Source organism: Streptomyces laculatispora, from assembly GCF_017353455.1.
GTDB lineage: Bacteria > Actinomycetota > Actinomycetes > Streptomycetales > Streptomycetaceae > Streptomyces > Streptomyces laculatispora.
On sequence record NZ_JAFMPZ010000072.1, the window covers coordinates 1 to 18,041 of the forward strand.

The 18,041-nt window shown below is 70.9% G+C and carries 18 protein-coding genes; 4 read left to right on the plus strand and 14 right to left on the minus strand.

Annotation, left to right across the window (positions count from 1 at the left end; genetic code table 11):
• Window positions 1-372 (plus strand): sulfite exporter TauE/SafE family protein (locus J1C73_RS03520; RefSeq protein ID WP_207315032.1); only part of this gene is annotated, 372 nt, incomplete at its 5' end.
• Window positions 373-381: 9 nt separating this feature from the next.
• Here J1C73_RS03520 and J1C73_RS03525 read toward each other — a convergent pair.
• Complete coding sequence (locus tag J1C73_RS03525; protein ID WP_207315033.1) at window positions 382-660, minus strand: metal-sensitive transcriptional regulator; 279 nt, start codon at window positions 658-660, stop codon at window positions 382-384.
• Window positions 661-746: 86 nt separating this feature from the next.
• Between J1C73_RS03525 and J1C73_RS03530 the strand changes: the two genes are divergently transcribed.
• A complete protein-coding gene (locus J1C73_RS03530; protein ID WP_207315034.1) occupies window positions 747-1,316 on the plus strand; it encodes a rhodanese-like domain-containing protein in 570 nt (189 codons plus the stop codon).
• A 132-nt stretch (window positions 1,317-1,448) separates the two neighbouring features.
• Here J1C73_RS03530 and J1C73_RS03535 read toward each other — a convergent pair whose 3' ends face one another.
• The 7 genes from J1C73_RS03535 to J1C73_RS03565 all read right to left on the minus strand — a co-directional run bounded on the left by J1C73_RS03535 (window position 1,449) and on the right by J1C73_RS03565 (window position 7,949).
• A complete protein-coding gene (locus J1C73_RS03535; protein WP_207315035.1) occupies window positions 1,449-2,246 on the minus strand; it encodes an enoyl-CoA hydratase/isomerase family protein in 798 nt (265 codons plus the stop codon).
• On the minus strand, window positions 2,243-3,490 hold the full coding sequence (locus tag J1C73_RS03540) for a cytochrome P450 (protein ID WP_207315036.1): 1,248 nt from the start codon (window positions 3,488-3,490) through the stop codon (window positions 2,243-2,245). The genes J1C73_RS03535 and J1C73_RS03540 overlap by 4 nt, the downstream gene beginning before the upstream one ends.
• 93 nt (window positions 3,491-3,583) lie before the next feature.
• A complete protein-coding gene (locus tag J1C73_RS03545; RefSeq protein ID WP_207315037.1) occupies window positions 3,584-4,966 on the minus strand; it encodes a cytochrome P450 family protein in 1,383 nt (460 codons plus the stop codon).
• A 10-nt stretch (window positions 4,967-4,976) separates the two neighbouring features.
• Complete coding sequence (locus tag J1C73_RS03550) at window positions 4,977-5,537, minus strand: GTP-binding protein (RefSeq protein ID WP_207315038.1); 561 nt, start codon at window positions 5,535-5,537, stop codon at window positions 4,977-4,979.
• A gap of 3 nt (window positions 5,538-5,540) precedes the next feature.
• Window positions 5,541-5,930 carry a DUF742 domain-containing protein gene (locus J1C73_RS03555; protein WP_207315039.1) on the minus strand — a complete coding sequence of 130 codons (390 nt, stop codon included), beginning with the start codon at window positions 5,928-5,930 and terminating at the stop codon, window positions 5,541-5,543.
• A complete protein-coding gene (locus J1C73_RS03560; RefSeq protein WP_242643662.1) occupies window positions 5,923-6,768 on the minus strand; it encodes a roadblock/LC7 domain-containing protein in 846 nt (281 codons plus the stop codon). The genes J1C73_RS03555 and J1C73_RS03560 overlap by 8 nt, the downstream gene beginning before the upstream one ends.
• On the minus strand, window positions 6,765-7,949 hold the full coding sequence (locus J1C73_RS03565) for an ATP-binding protein (RefSeq protein ID WP_207315040.1): 1,185 nt from the start codon (window positions 7,947-7,949) through the stop codon (window positions 6,765-6,767). The genes J1C73_RS03560 and J1C73_RS03565 overlap by 4 nt, the downstream gene beginning before the upstream one ends.
• A 406-nt stretch (window positions 7,950-8,355) precedes the next feature.
• Between J1C73_RS03565 and J1C73_RS03570 the strand changes: the two genes are divergently transcribed.
• Both J1C73_RS03570 and J1C73_RS03575 read left to right on the plus strand, forming a co-directional pair.
• Entirely contained in the window at window positions 8,356-8,523 is a 168-nt protein-coding gene (locus J1C73_RS03570) for a hypothetical protein (RefSeq protein ID WP_207315041.1), read from the plus strand.
• Window positions 8,524-8,709: 186 nt separating this feature from the next.
• Entirely contained in the window at window positions 8,710-9,927 is a 1,218-nt protein-coding gene (locus J1C73_RS03575; protein WP_207315042.1) for an FAD-dependent monooxygenase, read from the plus strand.
• A 94-nt stretch (window positions 9,928-10,021) separates the two neighbouring features.
• Here J1C73_RS03575 and J1C73_RS03580 read toward each other — a convergent pair whose 3' ends face one another.
• From J1C73_RS03580 to J1C73_RS03605, 6 genes are all read right to left on the minus strand, one after another.
• Window positions 10,022-10,750 (minus strand): ABC transporter ATP-binding protein, encoded by a 729-nt coding sequence (locus J1C73_RS03580; RefSeq protein ID WP_207315047.1) that lies wholly within the window; start codon window positions 10,748-10,750, stop codon window positions 10,022-10,024.
• Window positions 10,751-10,761: 11 nt separating this feature from the next.
• Window positions 10,762-11,643, minus strand: a complete 882-nt coding sequence (locus tag J1C73_RS03585) for an ABC transporter ATP-binding protein (protein ID WP_242643663.1) — start codon at window positions 11,641-11,643, stop codon at window positions 10,762-10,764.
• On the minus strand, window positions 11,640-13,751 hold the full coding sequence (locus tag J1C73_RS03590) for a branched-chain amino acid ABC transporter permease (protein ID WP_207315043.1): 2,112 nt from the start codon (window positions 13,749-13,751) through the stop codon (window positions 11,640-11,642). Before J1C73_RS03590 ends, J1C73_RS03585 begins: the two co-directional genes overlap by 4 nt.
• 1 nt (window position 13,752) lies before the next feature.
• A complete protein-coding gene (locus J1C73_RS03595) occupies window positions 13,753-14,955 on the minus strand; it encodes an ABC transporter substrate-binding protein (RefSeq protein ID WP_207315044.1) in 1,203 nt (400 codons plus the stop codon).
• Between the two features lie 97 nt (window positions 14,956-15,052).
• The gene (locus J1C73_RS03600; protein WP_123463034.1) at window positions 15,053-15,457 is read right to left on the minus strand and encodes a roadblock/LC7 domain-containing protein; all 405 of its coding nucleotides are present in this window, start codon (window positions 15,455-15,457) and stop codon (window positions 15,053-15,055) included.
• Window positions 15,454-17,928, minus strand: coding sequence for a sensor histidine kinase (locus tag J1C73_RS03605; protein ID WP_207315045.1), 2,475 nt, complete (start codon window positions 17,926-17,928; stop codon window positions 15,454-15,456). Before J1C73_RS03605 ends, J1C73_RS03600 begins: the two co-directional genes overlap by 4 nt.
• Window positions 17,929-18,041: the final 113 nt, after the last annotated feature.

The following is an 18,041-nucleotide window of genomic DNA, read 5'->3' on the forward strand; positions in this document are numbered from 1 at the left end:
CCGCCCCCAGACCCGCTCCGGGCCGGCGGAGCCGGAGCGGGTCTGGGGGCGGTGACGGGGCTGCTCGGAGTGGGCGGCGGGTTCCTCGCGGTTCCCGCGCTGGTCACTGTGCTGGCCTTCGAGATGCAGGCCGCCGTCGGGACCAGCCTGCTGGTCATCACGGTCAACTCGCTGGCATCCCTGGTCACCCGCTCCGGCAGTGCGGCGGGACTGGACTGGGCGGTGATAGCGCCGTTCACGGGCGCCGCGATCCTGGGCGCCTGGGACGGCAAGCGGCTGGCGGAGAAGGTGTCCGGGCGGGGGCTGCAGCGGCTGTTCGCCGTCGTGCTCCTAGCGGTCGCCGGATTCATGCTCGCCGACGCGCTGGCCTGACCGCCACCGTCAGGCCAGGGAGAGGAACAGCTTCTCCAGCCGGGCCCGCATCTGGTCCCGGTCCCCGGCCGCCTGTCCGCCATCGGCCATGCACTGCTGCAGGCCCGTCGCGATGATCGCGAACCCGGCCCGGTCAAGGGCGCGGGAGACCGCGGCCAGCTGCGTGATCACGTCCTCGCAGTCCCGGCCCTCCTCGATCATCTTGATGATCCCGGCGATCTGGCCCTGGGCCCGCTTCAGCCGGTTGAGCACCGACTTCAGCTCGGCGGCCGCCATGTCCAGCTCCACGCTTCCTCCTCCGTTAATACCCCTAGGGGTATCCTATCGTGTTCGGGGCCCTCGGCCCCGGCCCGCACAGAAATGGAACACCGCACATGACCACCCCCACCTCAGTCCTCCCCGCCCAGGCAGCGGCCCGGCTCGACGACTACGCCGTCATCGACGTCCGTACCCCCGGTGAATACGCCTCCGGCCACGTTCCCGGCGCCCACAACATCCCCCTGGACCACATACGCGCCGCACTGCCCGCACTGAAGGCCGCCGCTGCCCGCGGCGACCTGTTGATGGTCTGCGCCTCCGGTAACCGCTCCGCCACCGCCTGCAGCGAACTCGCCGCCGCCGGTATTCCCGCGGCCACCCTCACCGGTGGCACCGGCGCGTGGGCGGAACAGGGCCACCCCCTCGACCGGTCCGCAGGCGCCTCCCGCGTCTGGGGCATGGAACGCCAGGTCCGCCTCGCCGCCGGGTCCCTCGTCGTCCTGGGTCTCGCCGTCGGCACCCGCTACCGCCCCGCCCGCGGGCTCTCGGCCGCCATCGGCGGCGGCCTGGTCTTCTCCGCCCTCACCAATTCCTGCGGCATGGCCGCCGCTCTCGCCAGGCTGCCTCACAACCGTCCCCGCCCCGCTGACCTCGACGCCACCCTCGCCGCGCTGCACCAGCGGTAGCCGCGGATCCGGCGCAGCCGCTCCGGGCCGATCGAGGAAACCCACAGGACCCCGGACGCCACCGCGCCCCGCGCGAACCGCACACATACGGTTCGCACGGGGCGCGGTGGCATGTACAGGGGGATACGCGGCTCACCGGTCCGTAGTCACGTCCGGGCCCCGTCGCTGGTTGATGTGGGCCGTGAGCAGGTGGGAGTCGAGCAGGGAGGCGTCTGTCGTGCGGTCCGCCCGTGCGTAGCCGGCCAGCATGCGCTTGGTCAGGACCAGGGACTCGGACGAGCGGCGGACGAGTGGTCTCGTCCAGGCCGCGACGGTCTCGTCGAGCCGGTCGAGCGGGGCGGTCTTGTGGAGGAGGCCGATTCGGTGGGCGGTGGCCGCGTCGAAGGCATCGCAGGTGAGCATGAGTTCGCGGATTCTGGCGGCGCCCGCCTCGGAGACCAGCCGGCCCATCGCGCCTCCCCAGGCGGGCGGGAGTCCGATGCCGACCTCCGGCATGCGGAAGCGGCAGGTGTCCGCGCCCGCGCGGAGGTCGCAGAACGAGGCGAGCGCGAGTCCTGCGCCGAGCACCCGGCCGTGGAGGCGGGCGATCGTGACCGCGTGGGTGGTCTCCAGCGCCTGGCACAGACGGTGGGCCTTGTCCGCGATGCGCCGCAGTTCGGCTCCCGTCGGATCCGCGGCGAGCGCCGCCTGGTACTCGTTGCGGTCTGCGCCCAGGCAGAAGTCCGTGCCCAGGGACGACAGGGTCAGGACGCGGATGTCCGGGGATTCGTGGAGTTCGTTGAGCAGGAGCAGGAGATCGTCGATGACGGCGACGCCCAGTACGTCGTCCTGCTCCCAGGGGTTGAGCCGGACATGGAGCACAGGGCCGTCCTGCTCGACCTGTATCGCCTTGCGGGAGTGTCTGGGCAGAACACGGGTCGTTTCGATCATGCGAGGGCAACATCCAAGTTCAGCAGGCGCCGGAATGCCACCCGGGGCGCCATCGAGGGGCGGCGGACGAGGGTGAGACGGGGAAGGCGCCGAATGAGTTGACGGAGAAGTATCTGGGCCTCAAGCCGGGCCAGCGGCGCGCCGAGGCAGTAGTGGATGCCTCCGCTGAAGGCGAGGTGGGCTGGTTTGCGCAGGGGGTCGAACCGGTCGGGGTCGCTGTGCCTGGCCGGGTCGCGGTGGGCCGCCCCCACCATGAGGTGGACCATCTCGTCCTTGCGTATCTCCATTCCGCTCAGGACGCAGTCCTCGGCGGCGACCCTGCTGATGACGTGGGTGGGCGGGTCGTAGCGAAGTGTCTCCTCCACGAACCCGGGTACCAGGTCGGGGTGGTCGGCGACCAGGTCCCAGCGTTCCGGGCACTCGACGAGCAGGTGCGTCATGGTCGTCAGGAGTTGCGCGGTGGTCTCCAGGGCGGCCAGGAGGACGAACAGAACCAGGAAGTAGACCGCCTCGTCCGCCTTCTCGCGGTCGGCTTCCAACGAGTCCCACGTCTGTATCCAGCGGGACACGGGGTCCTCGCCGGGATGTGCGCGACGGTCGCTCACCAGAGCCATGAAGTAGGCGCGCAGCTCGGCCGTCGCCGCGTCGGACGCGGCCAGCTGGCTCGCCGAGGGCAGCAGTTCCTGGGTGAAGACCTGGTCGTGGGTCAGCTGCCGCAGACGGGGCCAGTCCGCGGCGGGCAGGCCGAGCCAGTCCCCTATGGTGGCGACCGGCAGTTCCTCGCCCACCAGGACCGCGAAGTCCGCCTCCCCGTCGCGCAACCGCTCCGAAAGGGCGTCCAGTAGCCGGTCCGTCGTCGAGCTCACCGTCCGGCTGATCCGCTCGATGGTGGACCGGTCGAACGTGCCGGCCGCCCTGCGCACCCGCTTGTGGTCCGGGGGATTGAGCGCTGCCAGGGTGTTGCTCATCTCCTGTGAGGAGGAAGCGTTCCAGCGCGTTCCCGGACCCTGCCTCTCCCGCCACCGTTTGTCGGGCTCCAGCCAGTCACGGCTGCGCAGCACCTGGTCGCAGACGTCGAAGCTCGTGACGACGGAGCCGCCCCAGGGTGCGGGGATGACTTCGCCCCTCGACAGCAACTCCTCGTATATGGGGAAGGGATCGGCCTGCCCTCCTGCCGTCCGCAGACGGGAGAAAAGCGAGGCTGAAGCGCGGCGATCGTGCACCGGAGTTGCGGCAATGCCCATGATGACTGTTCCTTTCCAAGAACCAGCCGCCATGCATACCCGCAAGATCGTTGAACTATCCAATAACACAGAGAACTCAGGAGGTTACTTAAATCACTCCCCTCTCGTCCATGCCAGGAAGCGGCTGAACAGTCCCCCCTTGTGCTGCGACGACGCGGCGCCCATCGGGCCGGATGCCCCTGCGGCGGACCGCTGTTCGGGGGTCGCGGACGGCTGGGACCCCTGGGCTGCTCGCGGATGCGTGTGCTCGGCGGCCGACGGCACCGTCCTCGGGGAGAAGCGGACCGGCAGGGTCACCAGCGAACGGCTCCACGGAGTGGGCGCCCAGGTGAGTGTCTTGAACGGAACGCGCATCTCGATGTCCGGCAGCCGGTTGAGAAGGGTCTCCACGGCGGTGACCGCGATCATGAACGCCGGGTCCTTGGCCGGGCACGCGTGCGGGCCCGCCCCGAAGGCCAAGTGCGCCTTGGCGCTCAGCTGCTGACGGTGCTCGGTCAGCTTGGGATCGGTGTTCGCCGCGGCGAAGGAGACCAGGACCGGGTCGTTGGCCCGGAGCACCCTGCCCCCCAGTTCGACGTCATGCGTCGGGTAGTGGGCCGCGTAGTTGGCGATCGGCGCGTAGTTCCACAGGGTCTGGGAGACGGCGTCCTCAACCGGCAGTCCGGTCTGCCATTCCTCGCCGAGGTACAGCGCGCTGCTGGTCGCGATGGCGGCGGTCAGCGGCGCGGTGCCGCCGGAGAGCAGGGTCACGAGCTGGTGCAGCACCTCCTCGTCGCTCAGCTGGGCCGAGTGCTCCATCAGACGCGTTGTCAGGTCGGCCGCAGGCCGGCGCCGCTTGAGGGCGATCAGCTCGGCGAGTGCTCCGCCCAGCACCTCGTCGGCACCAGGTGTCCCCTCGAAGATGCCGCTGATCCCGGCGATCACGCGGTCACCGATCTCGGGCGGGCAGCCGAACAGGTCGCTGAAGACCAGCAGCGGCAGCGGCTGGGCGTACTCGGCCATCAGCTCCGCCTGGCCGCGGGGCTCGGCGCTGAAGCGGCTGATCAGGTAGTCGGCGGACTGCTGCGTCTGCCGCACGAGCTGGAGCTCGTTGACCGTGGCGAGGCTGTCCGTGACCGCCTGGCGCAGGCGGGCGTGTGCGGCGCCGTCGCTGAACAGCGCGTTGGGGCGGTAGCTCATCATCGGCAGCGCGGGGCTGTCCGCCGGGACGCGCCCCTCGTTCAGCGCGTTCCAGCGACGGGAGTCGCGGACGAAGGACGCGGGGTTCTGCAGGACGTACAGGGCGGCGTCGTAGCTGGTGACCAACTCCACCTGGACATCGGGAGCGATGTCCACGGGGGCGCTCAGGCCGAACGTCCGCAGATGCGCGTACTGGCCGTCGGGGTCGGCTCCGAACGCGGGGCCGTACAACTGGGTGTTCCCGTGCGCGGGGCATCCGGGAGGGGGTATCTCGTGCGGGTCAAGCGGCTGCTGCATTCCTGCGCTCCTAGCCGAGTAGGGACATGAGGTGTTGGACGAGGGTGATGAGCGCCTGGGCCGAGGAGTTCTCGTCGCGTACGTTGCACTTCACGATGGGTGTGTCGGACGCCAGGTTCAGCGCCTCGCGGACTTCTTCGAGCGGGTAGTCCGTGGTGCCCTCGAAGTGGTTGACCCCGATGGCGTACGTCAGGCCGAAGCTCTCGACCAGGTCCAGGACGGGGAACGACTCGTGCAGCCGCTCCGGGTCGACGAGGACCATCGCACCCAGCGCCCCCCGTGACAGCTCCTCCCACATCTCCTTGAAACGCTCCTGCCCGGGCGTTCCGAAGAGATAGAGGACGAGCGTGTCACTGAGGGTGAGGCGGCCGAAGTCCATGGCCACGGTGGTCGTCGTCTTGTGGGGTGTGCCCGACAGGTCGTCGAAACCCTCGCTGGCCTCGGTGATCTCCTCCTCGGTCCGCAGCGGCTCGATCTCGGAGAGACTTCCGATGCAGGTGGTCTTCCCGACCCCGAAGTGCCCCACTACGAGGATCTTTACCGCATTGGATACGTCTGGATCCAGGTGCACGCGTTACGCTCCGAATCGATTCTTCAGGCCTTCGAGCACGGCGCTGACAAGTTCTCTGTCGACACGTTCGGCGCGCGGTATCGGTCTCCTCACGAGGATGAGGCTGTCCTCCTCCAACTGCGCCAGCAGGATGCGCACAATGCCCAGCGGCAGGTGTGTGTGGCCCGCCACTTCGGCGACGGACAGGAAGCCGTCGGCCACCAGGTCCATGACCTGACCCGCCTCGGGCGAGAGCGTGCGCGCCGCAGCCGATGCGTCCTGTGCCGCCATGACGAGGGTGGTGTGTTCGTACTCGTGGTCCGGAGGTAGCGCCCGTCCGTTCGTGATCACGAAGAGGGGGACTAACGGGGACGTCAGTTCCAGATCCAGGTCCTGCTCGGGCTCGTCAGGCATGGCCTGCCCCCTCCCCTCGTGGTGTGGGCGCGGTCAGTCTGGGAACCACCTCGTGCAGGCGCGTGGTGAACTCCTCGATATCGCAGTCGTGCTCGGCTGCGGCGGCCAGGAAGGCCCCGGCACCCGCCGCCATCAGGAAGATCCAGCCGTGCTGGAACTCGATGACCGTCTGACGCCACTCCGCGCCCTCCAGGACACCCGCGAACTGCGAGGTGACCCTGCTGTAGGCGTGAATGCCTGTCATGGCGGCGGAGATCGTGTCCGCCACGTCCCTGTTCATCCCGCTGGTCGCCCCGCGGGGCAGTCCGTCGGAACCCAGCAGGACAGCGTGACGGGCGCCGCGCACATCGGCGATCACCCGGTCGAGGTCGGCGAGCACGAATCCGGAATCACCGGTGCCCCCGCGCCGGGCCGCGCCGGTGTTGCGCGTACCGGCGTCGGCCTCGGCGTTCACCCTCGGCGGCGAGGTGAGGTTGTTGCCCAGCCGGGCGACGAGGCGGTGCATGCGGAAGGAGATCTGCTGCATGTCCACATCGGGCGCCGCGGCGGCGGCCAGATAGGCGCCCTGCCCCGCTCCGATCAGGAAGCTCCACCCGTGGGAGAACTCGATGATCGTCTGGTTCCACTGCCGGTCCGCCTCCGGCCCGGCGAAGTGGGCCGTGGCCCGGCTGAGCGACTGCATCCCGGCCATGGCGGCGGAGATGGTGCGCACCTCCTTCTCGGCCAGGCCTTCCGTGGCCCCGCGAGGAAGGCCGTCCGCGGACAGCAGGACGGCGTGCCGTGCCCGGGGCACGTTGTGCACGATGTCCTCGAGCATCCACGACAGGTCTGCGCTCATGCGTCTTCGGACCCTTCGGGTGACGTGGCTTCGAGATTGCGGCCCGAAAGCGTGCCGCGCTGGAAAGCGCCCAGGCCGCGTCCGGAGGGGCGGCTGTTCTCCGCGGGAGCCCAGGACGCGGGCCGGTCGGCCTCGGGTTCGGGCACGCTCGCGATGGGCGCCTGACGCGATCCGCGCTTCGGCAGACCGTGCGTCGTACGCGTGGGCGCGCCCTGCGGCCGGCCCTCGTTGCGCAGGATGCTGCTGACGGCGGCCTCCGGGGCCGGCGGTGTCTCCTCCATGGTCCACAGCTCCTCGGGCAACAGGACGACGGCCCTCACGCCGCCGTACCGGGAGACTCCGGTGACATCCACCTTGAAGCCGTACTGACGCGCGATCAGACCGACCACCGGGAAGCCGAACTTCGGCTGGTTCCCGAGCTGCGACAGGCGGGGGACGATGTCACCGGAGAGCAGCTCGGTCGCCCGTTGCCGGTCCTCGTCGTTCATGCTGACACCGGCGTCGTCGATGACGATGCACAGGTTGTTCCTGACCCGCTGGAACGTCACCTCGATCGGTGCGTCCTGCTGGGAGAAGCTGGCAGCGTTGTCAAGCAGTTCGGCCACGGCAAGGGCCACGGGCGCGACCGCGGACGCCTTCAGCGCCAGACCGGTCTGCTGCATGATGGCGATCCGGTGGAAGTTCCGGATCTGCCCCTGGGCGCTGCGCACCACGTCGTAGACGCTGGCGGGCCGGTTGCGGCGGCCGAGCGGCGCACCGCACATGACCGCGATGCCCTGCGCCTTGCGCGCCATCTGCGCGTTGGCGTGGTTGACTTCCAGCAGGTCACTGAGTACCGCGTGACCGCCGTACTTCCGCTGCACGCCGTCCAGCAGCGTCGTCTGCTCCGCCGCGAGACTCTGCAGGAAGCTGGCGGCACCCTTGAGGACCGCCTTGGTGTTCTCCTCGGCCGCCTCCTTGGCCTCTCGGAGAGTGCCGTCCTGCTCGCTCCTGAACCGGTGCAACTCGGCGCGGGAGACATGGAGGTGGTTGTCGGATATCTGGAGCTGGCGCCTCAGCTCGGCCTCGGTCTGCTTCTTCTTCGCCCCAAGGGCTCTGTTGCGGGCGGCGAGCGCGACGGCCGCGACAACGGCTATCGCCGCCACCGCAACCAAGCACCACGCGAGTGCGTCTTGAATCATGGAAACCTTTCCCGGCGCATGGCATGCGGACGGCGACGGATACACCTCGCGAGGGCCCGTGACGCAGCCGCTCGGCACGGCCCGGCCGCTGTCGCGTGGAGAGGGCGGGCCACCGATCGCAAATCAGCATCTGAACCTATTGAATGAAGATCACAGATGCCGGGATGCTATCACCGGATCTTTGCCCCAACAGACGTCAGTCGCGGCCCCGAAATCCGCAAAATCCCTTGTGTGTAGGCATGTTGAAGGGCCCGCTCGCTCTGCCGCGGGTGACCGTCGCAACTCTCGCCGGGGACCCCTCATTAACTGAGGGGTCTTCACAAAAGGAATGACAATCTCTCACATGCGGTCACGCCGTGAACAGCCGGTGCCCCGCAGTCGCGTTCGCGGGCGTCAGGAGCCGGATGTGCGCGGCCCGGCCGTCGGCCGCCTGGCCCCGGACGCGGTAGGGCGCCTCCGCTCGCACCGCGCCGTCGAGGATCTGATGAGCCCGTCCAAGGAGAGCGGGCGGTGCGCCGACGGCACGGAAGTCAGCGCGCCGCGTGAGCGGATCGCCGCCACCGTCCGCTCATGACCGCTCCACGCACCACCCCTGTGCGCGCCGCTCACCGGCCGGATGCCCCTGGATAGGATTCCGTCCGTGCCCTGATCCACCGAAACGGCACAACGAGCCCCAGTGCCCGTGGATTTCCGACCGGTCACGCCGACGCGGCAGAGCCCCGAACGGCGGCCGGAACGCCAAGTGAGTGGAGAACCAGTCATGCGTGGAGGCAGCATCGCCGTGGTCGGCGGCAGCATAGCGGGGTGTGCCGCGGCCCTGGCCGCTTCGCGCGGGGGAGCCGGCAAGGTCACCGTCTTCGAGCGTGCCGACGCCGAACTCCGTGACAGGGGAGTGGGTATCGCCCTTCACAACGACCGCTACGACGAGCTGAAGGACGCCGGGTACGTGGCTCCCGAGATGCCCTGGGCGCCGCTGACCCGGCGGGTGTGGAGCGTGCGCGAAGGTGACGCGGAGCACGGCCGGGCCGTCGGTGAGCAGCCGTTTCCCTTCCGCGCCTACAACTGGGGTTCGCTGTGGAGCGAGTTGCGCCACCGGGTGCCCGAGGGTGTCACCTACCGGTCCGGCGCCGTGGTCACCGACGTGGATCCGGACCGTGACGGTGTGACACTGCATCTGGCCGACGGCTATGAGGAGCACTTCGACGTCGTGATCGGCGCCGACGGCTACCGCTCCGTCGTCCGCGAGGCCATGTTCCCCGGCGCCGAAGCGGCGTACGCCGGATACATCGGCTGGCGCGGCACCTCGTCGGACGTCGACGGTCTCCCCCTGGACGGTCTGGCCGCGCACAACATCGTCTTTCCGGGCGGCCACTGCATGATCTACCGCATCCCGGACGGCGCCGGCGGGCACCGGCTCAACTGGGTGCTCTACACCGCGCCCCCGCAGACCGATGCCCTCCAACCCGACCTGCGGACCCCGACCTCCCTGCCGCCGGGCCGTCTGAACGCCGAGCTCACCGCCCGTCTGCGTGCCCTGGTGGCCGACAACTTCCCGCCGTACTGGGCGGCCAGGGTCCTGCGCACACCCGCCGAGACCACCTTCATCCAGCCGATCTACGACCTTGAGGTGCCGCACTACACCTCGGGGCGGATGGTGCTTGTCGGCGATGCGGCGAGTGTCGCCCGGCCGCACATCGGCGGCGGCAGTGTGAAGGCGCTCCAGGACGCCACCGCCCTTGAGGCCGCCTGGGTGGCCGGGGACAGCTGGAAAGAGGTTCTGGAGCGGTACGACACCGGTCGTGGCGCCGTCGGGGCGGCCATGGTCGCGCTTGCCCGCAGGATGGGCAGTGCCCAGGTCGAGAACACACCGGACTGGTCCGCCATGGAGCAGGCGGAGTTCGACGCGTGGTGGCAGGACCAGAACAGCGGCTCCGACCGGCGCAGCGGCTTCGGCGGCCACAGTCTGAAGGCCGGTTAGGCCGGTTACGCCGGCTACGCCGCTTGGTCCGGAGCGCGACGGGGGCGGTGACCGGATGCCGGTCACCGCCCCCCGTGGGCGCCCGCGTCCGTCTTCAGGGGGCCGCGGGCGCGAGTTCGAGTGCGGCGTGCAGGGCGCCGGCATCGGCACGGGCCTCCGCGCCGTCCAGACGAAGCGTGGTCCGTCCCGAGGTGAGGACCGTGAGCGTATGGGCGCACTCGGCCGCCTGCGCCGGGCTGGGGGACACCAGCAGTACGGCGATGCCCTCGTCGGCCAGCGTGGTGACCAGCTCGTGGACCTGCCGGACGAGGGCGGGCGCGAGGCCCTCGGTCGGCTCGTCGAGCAGCAGCACGCTCGGTGAGCCGAGCAGTGCCCGGGCCAGGGCCAGCATCTGCTGCTCGCCGCCGGACAGATCCGCTCCCCGGTTGCCCCGGCGCTCGCCCAGCCGGGGCAGCAGCTCCAGGACCCGCGCGGGCGTCCACACGCTCGGGCGCGGGGTGTCGCCCCGGCGTGGCGGGCGATAGGACAGCCGCAGGTGTTCGGCGACGGTGAGGCCGGCGAAGACCCGGCGGCCCTGCGGAACGAGGCCGATCCCGGCGCGGGCGATCCGGTGGGCGGGCCGGCCCGTCACGTCCCGGCCGTCGAGCCGGACGGTGCCCGCCCCGGGACGCATCAGTCCGGCGACGGTGTGGACGAGGGTGGTCTTGCCCGCGCCGTTGTGGCCGACGACGGCGTGGACCGTGCCGGCGGGCAGCGACAGGTCGACACCGTGCAGGACGGTGCCGCCGTGGTAGCCCGCGGTCAGGCCGGTGAGTTCGAGCATCGTGGGCCGGGTCATCCTCTCGCGTCGGTGGTGGACGGGCCGGCGACGCGCGGAACGGGGTCCTCGGCGCCCGGCTCCGCGGCCACGGTGTCCGCGGCGTCGTCCCGCGCCCGCTCCGCCGTCGTGCCGGTGTTGTGGTAGGCGTCGCGGACCTCGGGACGGGCGAGCGCCTCCCGGGTCGGTCCCGTGACCAGGACCCGTCCGGCCGCCAGCACGGTGACCGACGTGGCGAGTTGGGCGACGACCTCGACGTGGTGCTCGACCAGGATGATCGCGACGCTGTCCGGCAGACCGCCGAGGATGCCGAGCAGCCGGCCGATGTCACCGTCGGTCAGACCGGCCGCCGGCTCGTCCAGGAGCAGCAGGCGCGGGTCGCCCGCCAGCGCGGCGGCGAGGTCGAGCATGCGGCGCTGTCCGTGGGAGAGCGTGGCGGCCGGCCGGTGGGCGAGGTCCGCGAGGCCGACGGTCTCCAGATGACGGCCCGCTGACTCGGTGTGCAGCCGGTAGCGGGACGGGCTGCGCCAGGCTCCGCGGCGCTTCGGGTGGTGCGGCCAGCCGGCCAGTACGACGTTGTCCAGCACGGTCAGCTCGGAGATCACCGCCGGCTGCTGGAAGCTGCGGGCGATGCCGAGACGGCTGCGTTTGGCGGTGGCCGTCCGGGTGATGTCCGTGCCGTTCAGGGCGATGGTGCCGTGGTCGGCCCGGTCCGTACCCGCGATGAGGTTGAGCAGCGTGGTCTTGCCGGCGCCGTTGGGGCCGATGACGGCGTGCCGGGCACCCGCGGGGAGCCGCAGGCTGACATCGTCGACGGCGGTGAGGCTGCCGTATCTGCGGGTGAGGTGGGCGAGGTCCAGCACCGGGGCTGATGGTGCCGCGGTCTTCGCGGGCGTCATGGGGAGACCTTCCCGGCGGGGGACGGGGTGGATGCGGACGCGGTGGTTGCCGTGCGCGGTCCGTTCGGAGCCCGCCCGCTCCGGCCGGGTCCGCCGCGCAGGCCGGCCAGCCCGCGGGGCAGCAGGTACACGGCGGCGATGAACAGCGCCCCGAGCAGCAGTGGCCCGTGGCCGGGCCATGAACCGGCGACCCAGTCCCGGGTGAAGACGATGAGTCCGGCACCCAGCAGGGCGCCGATCACGGATGTCGTGCCGCCGATGACGACCGCCAGCAGCGCGAACGCGGCGATCTCGAAGCCGACGTCGGCGGGGGAGAGGTACTGCTGGACGCTGACCATCAGCGAGCCGCCGACGCCGGCCAGCGCACCGGCGCAGACGTGGGCCACCAGCAGATAGCGCCCCACGGGGTGCCCCGAGGCGCGCATCCGGGCCTCGGCGCCCCGGGTACCGGTGAGCAGCTTCCCGGCCGGGGAGCGCAGCACCAGCAGGGTGACGGCGACGGCGACGACGGCGACGACGAGCGCGTAGTTGTAGAGGTCGCCCTCGTCGGTCATCCCCTCACCGCCCCACAGCGCCTGCGTGGACGGGAAGCCCACGAGACCGTCGGCGCCGCCGGTGACGGACTTGACCTGGTTGATGACCGCGCTGGTCAGCTCACCGACGGCGAGCGTGATCATCAGCACGGTGGTGCCGCGGGCCCGGATCACGGCGGGCCCCGTCACGGCCGAGAACACCGCTGCGGCGAGCGCCGAAAGGACGATCTGGACCGGGCCGACCGTCCACCCGGCGTCCGCGAGATTCGCGGTGGCGTACGCGCCCACGGCGAACGGCGCGGTCTGCCCGAGCGTGGGCAGTCCGGCGTAGCCGGTCAGGATGGTGACGCTGACCGCGAGGAGCCCCAGGGCCAGGGCGGAGCCGGCCAGCGAGATGCTGTACGAGTCGAGCATCCCGGGCAACGCGATCAGCAGCACGAGCAGGACGAGCAGCGGAGCGGCCCGACGCCACGCGGCCCCGCGCACAAACCCGCCGAGCCCGCTGTGCGCGCCGGGCGGCGCCGGCGGACCGGCCGAATCGCCGGGCACGCCGGGATCGGCCGAGGGCTTCGCGTCGCCCGCACCGCCCGCCGTCCCGTCCGTCGTCCCGTCCGCGGGGCCGGTCGCCGTGGCGGCCCGGCGCGCCCCCAGCCGTGCGGCGAGCCGGCGGCGGAGCCGGGCCACCGGGTCCGGGTCCTGCGGGCCGTGCACCGCCGCCGGTTCCGCGAAGCGGGAGCGGAACACCAGCACCGCAGCCATCGCGGCGAAGAGCAGGTACGGCGCCAGGTCCGGCAGCACCGAGACGCCCAGCGTCTGGACCTCGCCCACGGCGATCGCCGCTGCGAACGTCGCCCACAGCGAGCGCAGCCCGCCGAGGACGACCACCACGAGGGACAGCATGAGCACGTTCTCGGACGTGCCGGGCCCGGGACCGATGATCGGTGCCCCGAGCACCCCCGCGGCACCGGCCAGCGCCCCCGCCGCCGCGAGGACGCCGGTGTGCACGGCCCGTGGGCTGTGGCCGGTGGCCGCGAGCATCTGCGGATCGTCGGCGGACGCCCGTACCGCCGCTCCCACGCGGGTCCGGGTCAGCACCCACGTACCGGACACCGCCAGCAGCACGGCCATCACGATGAAGCAGAGCCGGTACGCGGGGTACCGGTGGCCCAGCAGCCTCACCGAGGTGTCGAGCGCCCCGGGGACGCGCACCGGGAGCTCGTCCGCCCCGAAGAGCTGGATGAGCAGATCACCGCCGGCCAGGGCGAGGCCGAAGGTCAGCAGTGCCTGAGCGAGATGCCCACGCCGGGCGAGCGGAACCGTCGCGGCGGACAGCCCCGCCCCGGCGAGCGCCGCCGCCGCGGTTCCGGCGGCCAGCCCGAGGACGAGGCCGCCCCAGGTTCCGTCGCTCAGCTCGGCGCCCGTGTAGGCGCCGATCGCGTACAGCGTGCCGTGCGACAGGTTCAGCACGCCGGCGGTGCCGAACGCGAGGCTCAGGCCGGCGGCGACCACGAACAGCAGCAGCCCGTAGGCGACCCCGTCCACCGCCGGCACGAGGTGGGCATCAAGAAGCTCCATGTCAGCCGCCGAGCGTGGCCAGGTCCTGGACCATGACGTTGGCCAGCTGGTTGCCGTCCGGACGTACCTGACGCAGGTACCAGGTCTGCACCGGCGAGTGCGCCTTGTCGCCGAACTCCCAGGCGCCGCGGGGACTGTCGATCTGGCCCAGCCCTGCGATGGCCTTGTTGATGGTCTTCGACGTCACGTCACCGTCCTTCGCGGCGTCGGCGATCGCCTGGTCCAGTACGGAGGCCGCGTCGTAGGACGACATCGCGTACGTGGTCGGCTGCGTGTCGTACTCGGCCGTCCAGTCCGCGGCGAACTTGCGGTTGGCCGCGTTGTCCAGGTCGGGCGCGTAGTTCAGGACCGAGTAGATGTCCTTGGCCGCGTTGCCCTGTGCCTGCAGCACACTGCCCTCGGTGACGAAGGCCGTGTACAGCGGCAGGTCGGCGACGTCGGACTGCGCGTACTGCTTGGCGAAGTCGATCGCGGCCTTGCCGGCGTAGAAGCAGTACACCGCCTTGGCGTCCGTCTTGGCGATGTCGGCGAAGTAGGGCATGAAGTTGGTGGTCTTCGGGAACGGCGTCCAGGTGGTCTTGCCGCCGGGGTTGGCCAGCTTGCCCTTGATCCGCTTGAACTCGTCGGTGAATCCGCGCAGTTCGTCGTATCCACCCTGGTAGTCCGGGCCGATCGCGTAGACCGGACCGTTCACCTTCTCCTTGACGTACGGGGCGATGGCCTTGCCCGGCTCGTCGGACATGAAGCTCGTCGTCCACACGTACTCGAGGTCCTTCACGGGCGGCCGGGCGTTCGACCCCAGGAAGGGGATCTTGGCCTTGGTGACCAGCGGCATCACCGCGGCGACCGAGCCACCGCTGACGAGGCCCGTCAGCACGTCGACCTTGTCCTTCTTGACCAGCTTGGTGGCGGCCGGAACGGCGGTCGGGGGGCCGTCGCCCTCGTCCGCCACGACGAGCTCGACCTTGCGTCCGCCCAGCTTGTTGCCGTGCGTCTTCAGATACAGCTCGAAGCCGGCTCGCAGGTCCGTGCCGACCGGCTTGTAGGTGCCGGACAGGGAGGCCACCAGGCCGACCTTCACGGTGTCGTCGCCGGCGCCGCTGTCGCTGCTGCACCCGCTGACGGCTGCCAGACCGAGGGCGAGGGCGGCAGCGCCCACCGGCCGGAATCTGCGGTGACGTGGACTGGATATGTCGAAGAACATGAGGGCTCTCATCGGGAGGAAGGGGCGGAACGGGCTGACCCGGCCGCCGAGCGGGCGACGGACGGGCCGGTGCGGCGGTGGGGGAGACCGCCGGCGGTCAGTGAGTGGGCGAGATGCTCGGGCTGCGGACGTGGGGAGACAGCGAGTCACCGACCTGGTTGATCAGTTCGGACATCATGTAGCTGACCTCGCCGATGTCCGCGTCCCTGGTGGTGGTCACCAGGAGCGAGGCGCCGCTGGAGACGGCCATCGAGAACATGTAGCCGCCCTCCATCGCGGTGAGGCTGTGCTCGACGGGGTCGGTGTTCGTCAACTGGGCTGCGGCGGAGAGCAGGTTGACGACGCCGGAGGCGATGGCCGCCAACCGGTCGGCGTCGTCACGCTCCACACCGGTGTATGCCAGCGCGAGTCCGTCCACGGACACGGCTATCGCCTGAGTGACTTCCGGAATGCGTCCGGCGAAGTCGCTCAGGATCCAGCTCAGGTCGGTGGGTGAGGTCATTTCTTGGTCCGTTCGGTGTCGTCGTCGGTGGCGGAACGCCCGCGGGGGTTCGTGCTCCGGTTGATCCCCTGGGCATAGGCCGCGAGGACGTCGGAGACCTGCCGGGAGTCCCGGCGGCGGGGCGACGGCCGCGGCGCGGCGGCGCCGGACCGCTGATCGGTGCCGCCCCGTTTGCCCAGGGTGGGCCACTGCTGGGGCGTGTTGCGCTGCCGCAGGGGCAGACCGGAGGAGCTGACTCCGGCGATGCGCGAGACGGGTTCGTCGTGCACGGGATGCGGGGCCGGGGCGGTGGCGCGCTCGCGCGCGTCGGTGGCGCGACCCGCGCCGTAGGCACCGCCGCGTCCATCGGCGCCGCCGGACGCGGCGCCCCCGTCGCCCGGGCGGGAGTACTCCGGCACGCCGGCGGGGGCGCCGCCCTCCCGGACGCCGACACCCGCGCCGACGGGCCGGGCCGGCCGGCCGCCCACGTTGCCCGGCTGCCTGCGGCCGGGCTGTCCGTGTGCGGTGACCGGACGAGGTGTCTCGTAGCGGACACCGTCGCCGCGGGCATCGCCGCGCGCGCCCTGAACCGGTGCGGTTTCCTGCGGCATCTCGGCCAGCACGTTCGCGGGCAGGGTGACCTCGGCGATGGTGCCGGGACCGGAGGAGTCGCGCAGTTCGACAACGATGCCGTGGCGCGCCGAGAGCCGTGCCACCACGTGCAGACCCATGGACCGGACGTCCCCGATGCCGGCCTGCGGCTCGCGCAGCGCGGCGTTGTGGAGGGCGCGGCGTTCGGCCGGGATCCCCACTCCCTCGTCGACGATCTGCACGACGGCCCGGTCCCACAGCCGCCAGACGGCGACCCCGACCTGCAGGTCAGGAGGCGAGAACCGGGTCGCGTTGTCGAGGAGTTCAGCCAGGATGTGCGCCACGTCGTGCACGGCGCGGGCGGCGATGCCGATTCCCGACTCGATGACGCCGAGGGAAACGCGGTCGAACCGCTCGATCTGCTGGGCCGCCGCCACGATGACCGTGGAGCAGCCGATGTTGGCCGAACGCACCCGGGCGTTGCCGTAACCACCCAGTACCAGCAGGTTGTTGGTATTGCGCTCCATGCGGATGGCGAGGTGGTCGAGGGCGAAGAGCGTCTGCATGCGCTCGGGGTCGGCCTCGTCGCGCTGCACGGTGTCGAGCTCGGACACCATGACGCTGGTCAACTGCGCGCCCCTGCGGGCGACACGTACCAGTGTCTCGGCGAACTGCTCGTGCACTCGCGCCTGTTGGGCGGCCAGTCGGACGGCTTCGTGATGGACGGCGTTGAACGCCTCGCCGACCTCGCCGATCTCGTCCCCGCCCGTGGTCCTGACCGGGTTGCCCGACCGCTCCGCGACCTGCTCGGGTGTCGAGCCGCTCAGCGCGCCCGGCCGGGACAGTTCGTTCATCACGGCGGGGAGTCCGGTGTGGGCGACCTCGTGCGCGGCGTTGCGCAGGTCGCGCAGCCGCCGGATCATCACGCGCCCCAGGCGGACGGCGACGATGACGGCGCCCACCAGGGTCAGCAGCACCAGGGCGACCTCGGCGCCGGCGGTCCACATGAGCCTGGTGCGCTCTTTGGAGACCGTCGCGAAGATGGACTCGTCGATCCGCTTCTCCACCGATCGCAGCAGCGTCTGGCGGTCGCCGGAAGCCTTCTGCCAAGCCTGCGGGGTGACGTCGATGTCCTTGCTGGTGCCCGTACGACCGATCTTGTCCTCGAGCCGTCGGGCCTCCAGCGCCTTCGGGCCGGAGAGGGTGCGCTCCAGCCACGTCCGCCACTCGCCGGGGCCGAGGCCGAACATGGCGCCGGTCGACTCCGTGTAGCCCAGCCGGCTGGCATCGAACGTTCGCTGCGAGGCGATCGTGAAACCGCCGGCGGCCTGCGCCCTCATGACGGTGACCTGCTGCTGAGCCGTGTGCTCGGCGGCCTCGGACAGGGCGGCGGCGGCGCGGATCCGGTCCGCGATGTCGGCGTCGACCCCGTCGGCCTGTGCGATGCCATCGCGGTATCCGTTGAGGTCGGCGATGACGATCCGGTAGCCGAAGGCCAGCGCGGAGATGGTGCTGCTCCCCGAGCGCACCTGGGCACGCAGGGCCGGCAGTTCGTCCATGAAGCGTTTGATACGGACCAGCGCGGCCTGTGCGCTGCCGGGCACTTCGGACAGCTGACCGATTTTGCTGTTGAAGGCGGCGATGCTCTTGTCGGTCGCGCTGGAACTTGTCTGGAACGCGTCCAAAGGTCCCTGTTTGGAGACCGATGCGGTCGCGGCGGCTCTCTCACGCTGCAACTGGTGCGTTAAATCACCCGCGGCGGCGGCGACATCGACCATCTCCGTCAGCCGGTTGGCCTGGAGCGCCTGGTTGGTCGCGGGTGCGAGGGCCAGAACCGAGAAGGTGACCGCAACGGTGAGGGGGGCGGTGACGAGCAGGACGAGACGACGGTTGATTTTCACTGCGCGGCTCCATTGCCGGAACCGGTGCTGAGTATCGGTGACACGCAGATCCTGTTAACGGGGTGTGGGGGGAACGGTGGGGACGCTGGTGCATCGTGCGCACGGTTGCGGAT

What these genes read in the sequence shown, in the direction of transcription:
- J1C73_RS03530 (WP_207315034.1), top strand. Translation starts at nt 747, where the DNA reads ATGACCACCCCCACCTCAGTCCTCCCCGCCCAGGCAGCGGCCCGGCTC.
- J1C73_RS03535 (WP_207315035.1), bottom strand. Translation starts at nt 2,246, where the DNA reads ATGATCGAAACGACCCGTGTTCTGCCCAGACACTCCCGCAAGGCGATA.
- J1C73_RS03540 (WP_207315036.1), bottom strand. Translation starts at nt 3,490, where the DNA reads ATGGGCATTGCCGCAACTCCGGTGCACGATCGCCGCGCTTCAGCCTCG.
- J1C73_RS03545 (WP_207315037.1), bottom strand. Translation starts at nt 4,966, where the DNA reads ATGCAGCAGCCGCTTGACCCGCACGAGATACCCCCTCCCGGATGCCCC.
- J1C73_RS03555 (WP_207315039.1), bottom strand. Translation starts at nt 5,930, where the DNA reads ATGCCTGACGAGCCCGAGCAGGACCTGGATCTGGAACTGACGTCCCCG.
- J1C73_RS03560 (WP_242643662.1), bottom strand. Translation starts at nt 6,768, where the DNA reads ATGAGCGCAGACCTGTCGTGGATGCTCGAGGACATCGTGCACAACGTG.
- J1C73_RS03565 (WP_207315040.1), bottom strand. Translation starts at nt 7,949, where the DNA reads ATGATTCAAGACGCACTCGCGTGGTGCTTGGTTGCGGTGGCGGCGATA.
- J1C73_RS03575 (WP_207315042.1), top strand. Translation starts at nt 8,710, where the DNA reads ATGCGTGGAGGCAGCATCGCCGTGGTCGGCGGCAGCATAGCGGGGTGT.
- J1C73_RS03580 (WP_207315047.1), bottom strand. Translation starts at nt 10,750, where the DNA reads ATGCTCGAACTCACCGGCCTGACCGCGGGCTACCACGGCGGCACCGTC.
- J1C73_RS03585 (WP_242643663.1), bottom strand. Translation starts at nt 11,643, where the DNA reads ATGACGCCCGCGAAGACCGCGGCACCATCAGCCCCGGTGCTGGACCTC.
- J1C73_RS03590 (WP_207315043.1), bottom strand. Translation starts at nt 13,751, where the DNA reads ATGGAGCTTCTTGATGCCCACCTCGTGCCGGCGGTGGACGGGGTCGCC.
- J1C73_RS03595 (WP_207315044.1), bottom strand. Translation starts at nt 14,955, where the DNA reads ATGTTCTTCGACATATCCAGTCCACGTCACCGCAGATTCCGGCCGGTG.
- J1C73_RS03600 (WP_123463034.1), bottom strand. Translation starts at nt 15,457, where the DNA reads ATGACCTCACCCACCGACCTGAGCTGGATCCTGAGCGACTTCGCCGGA.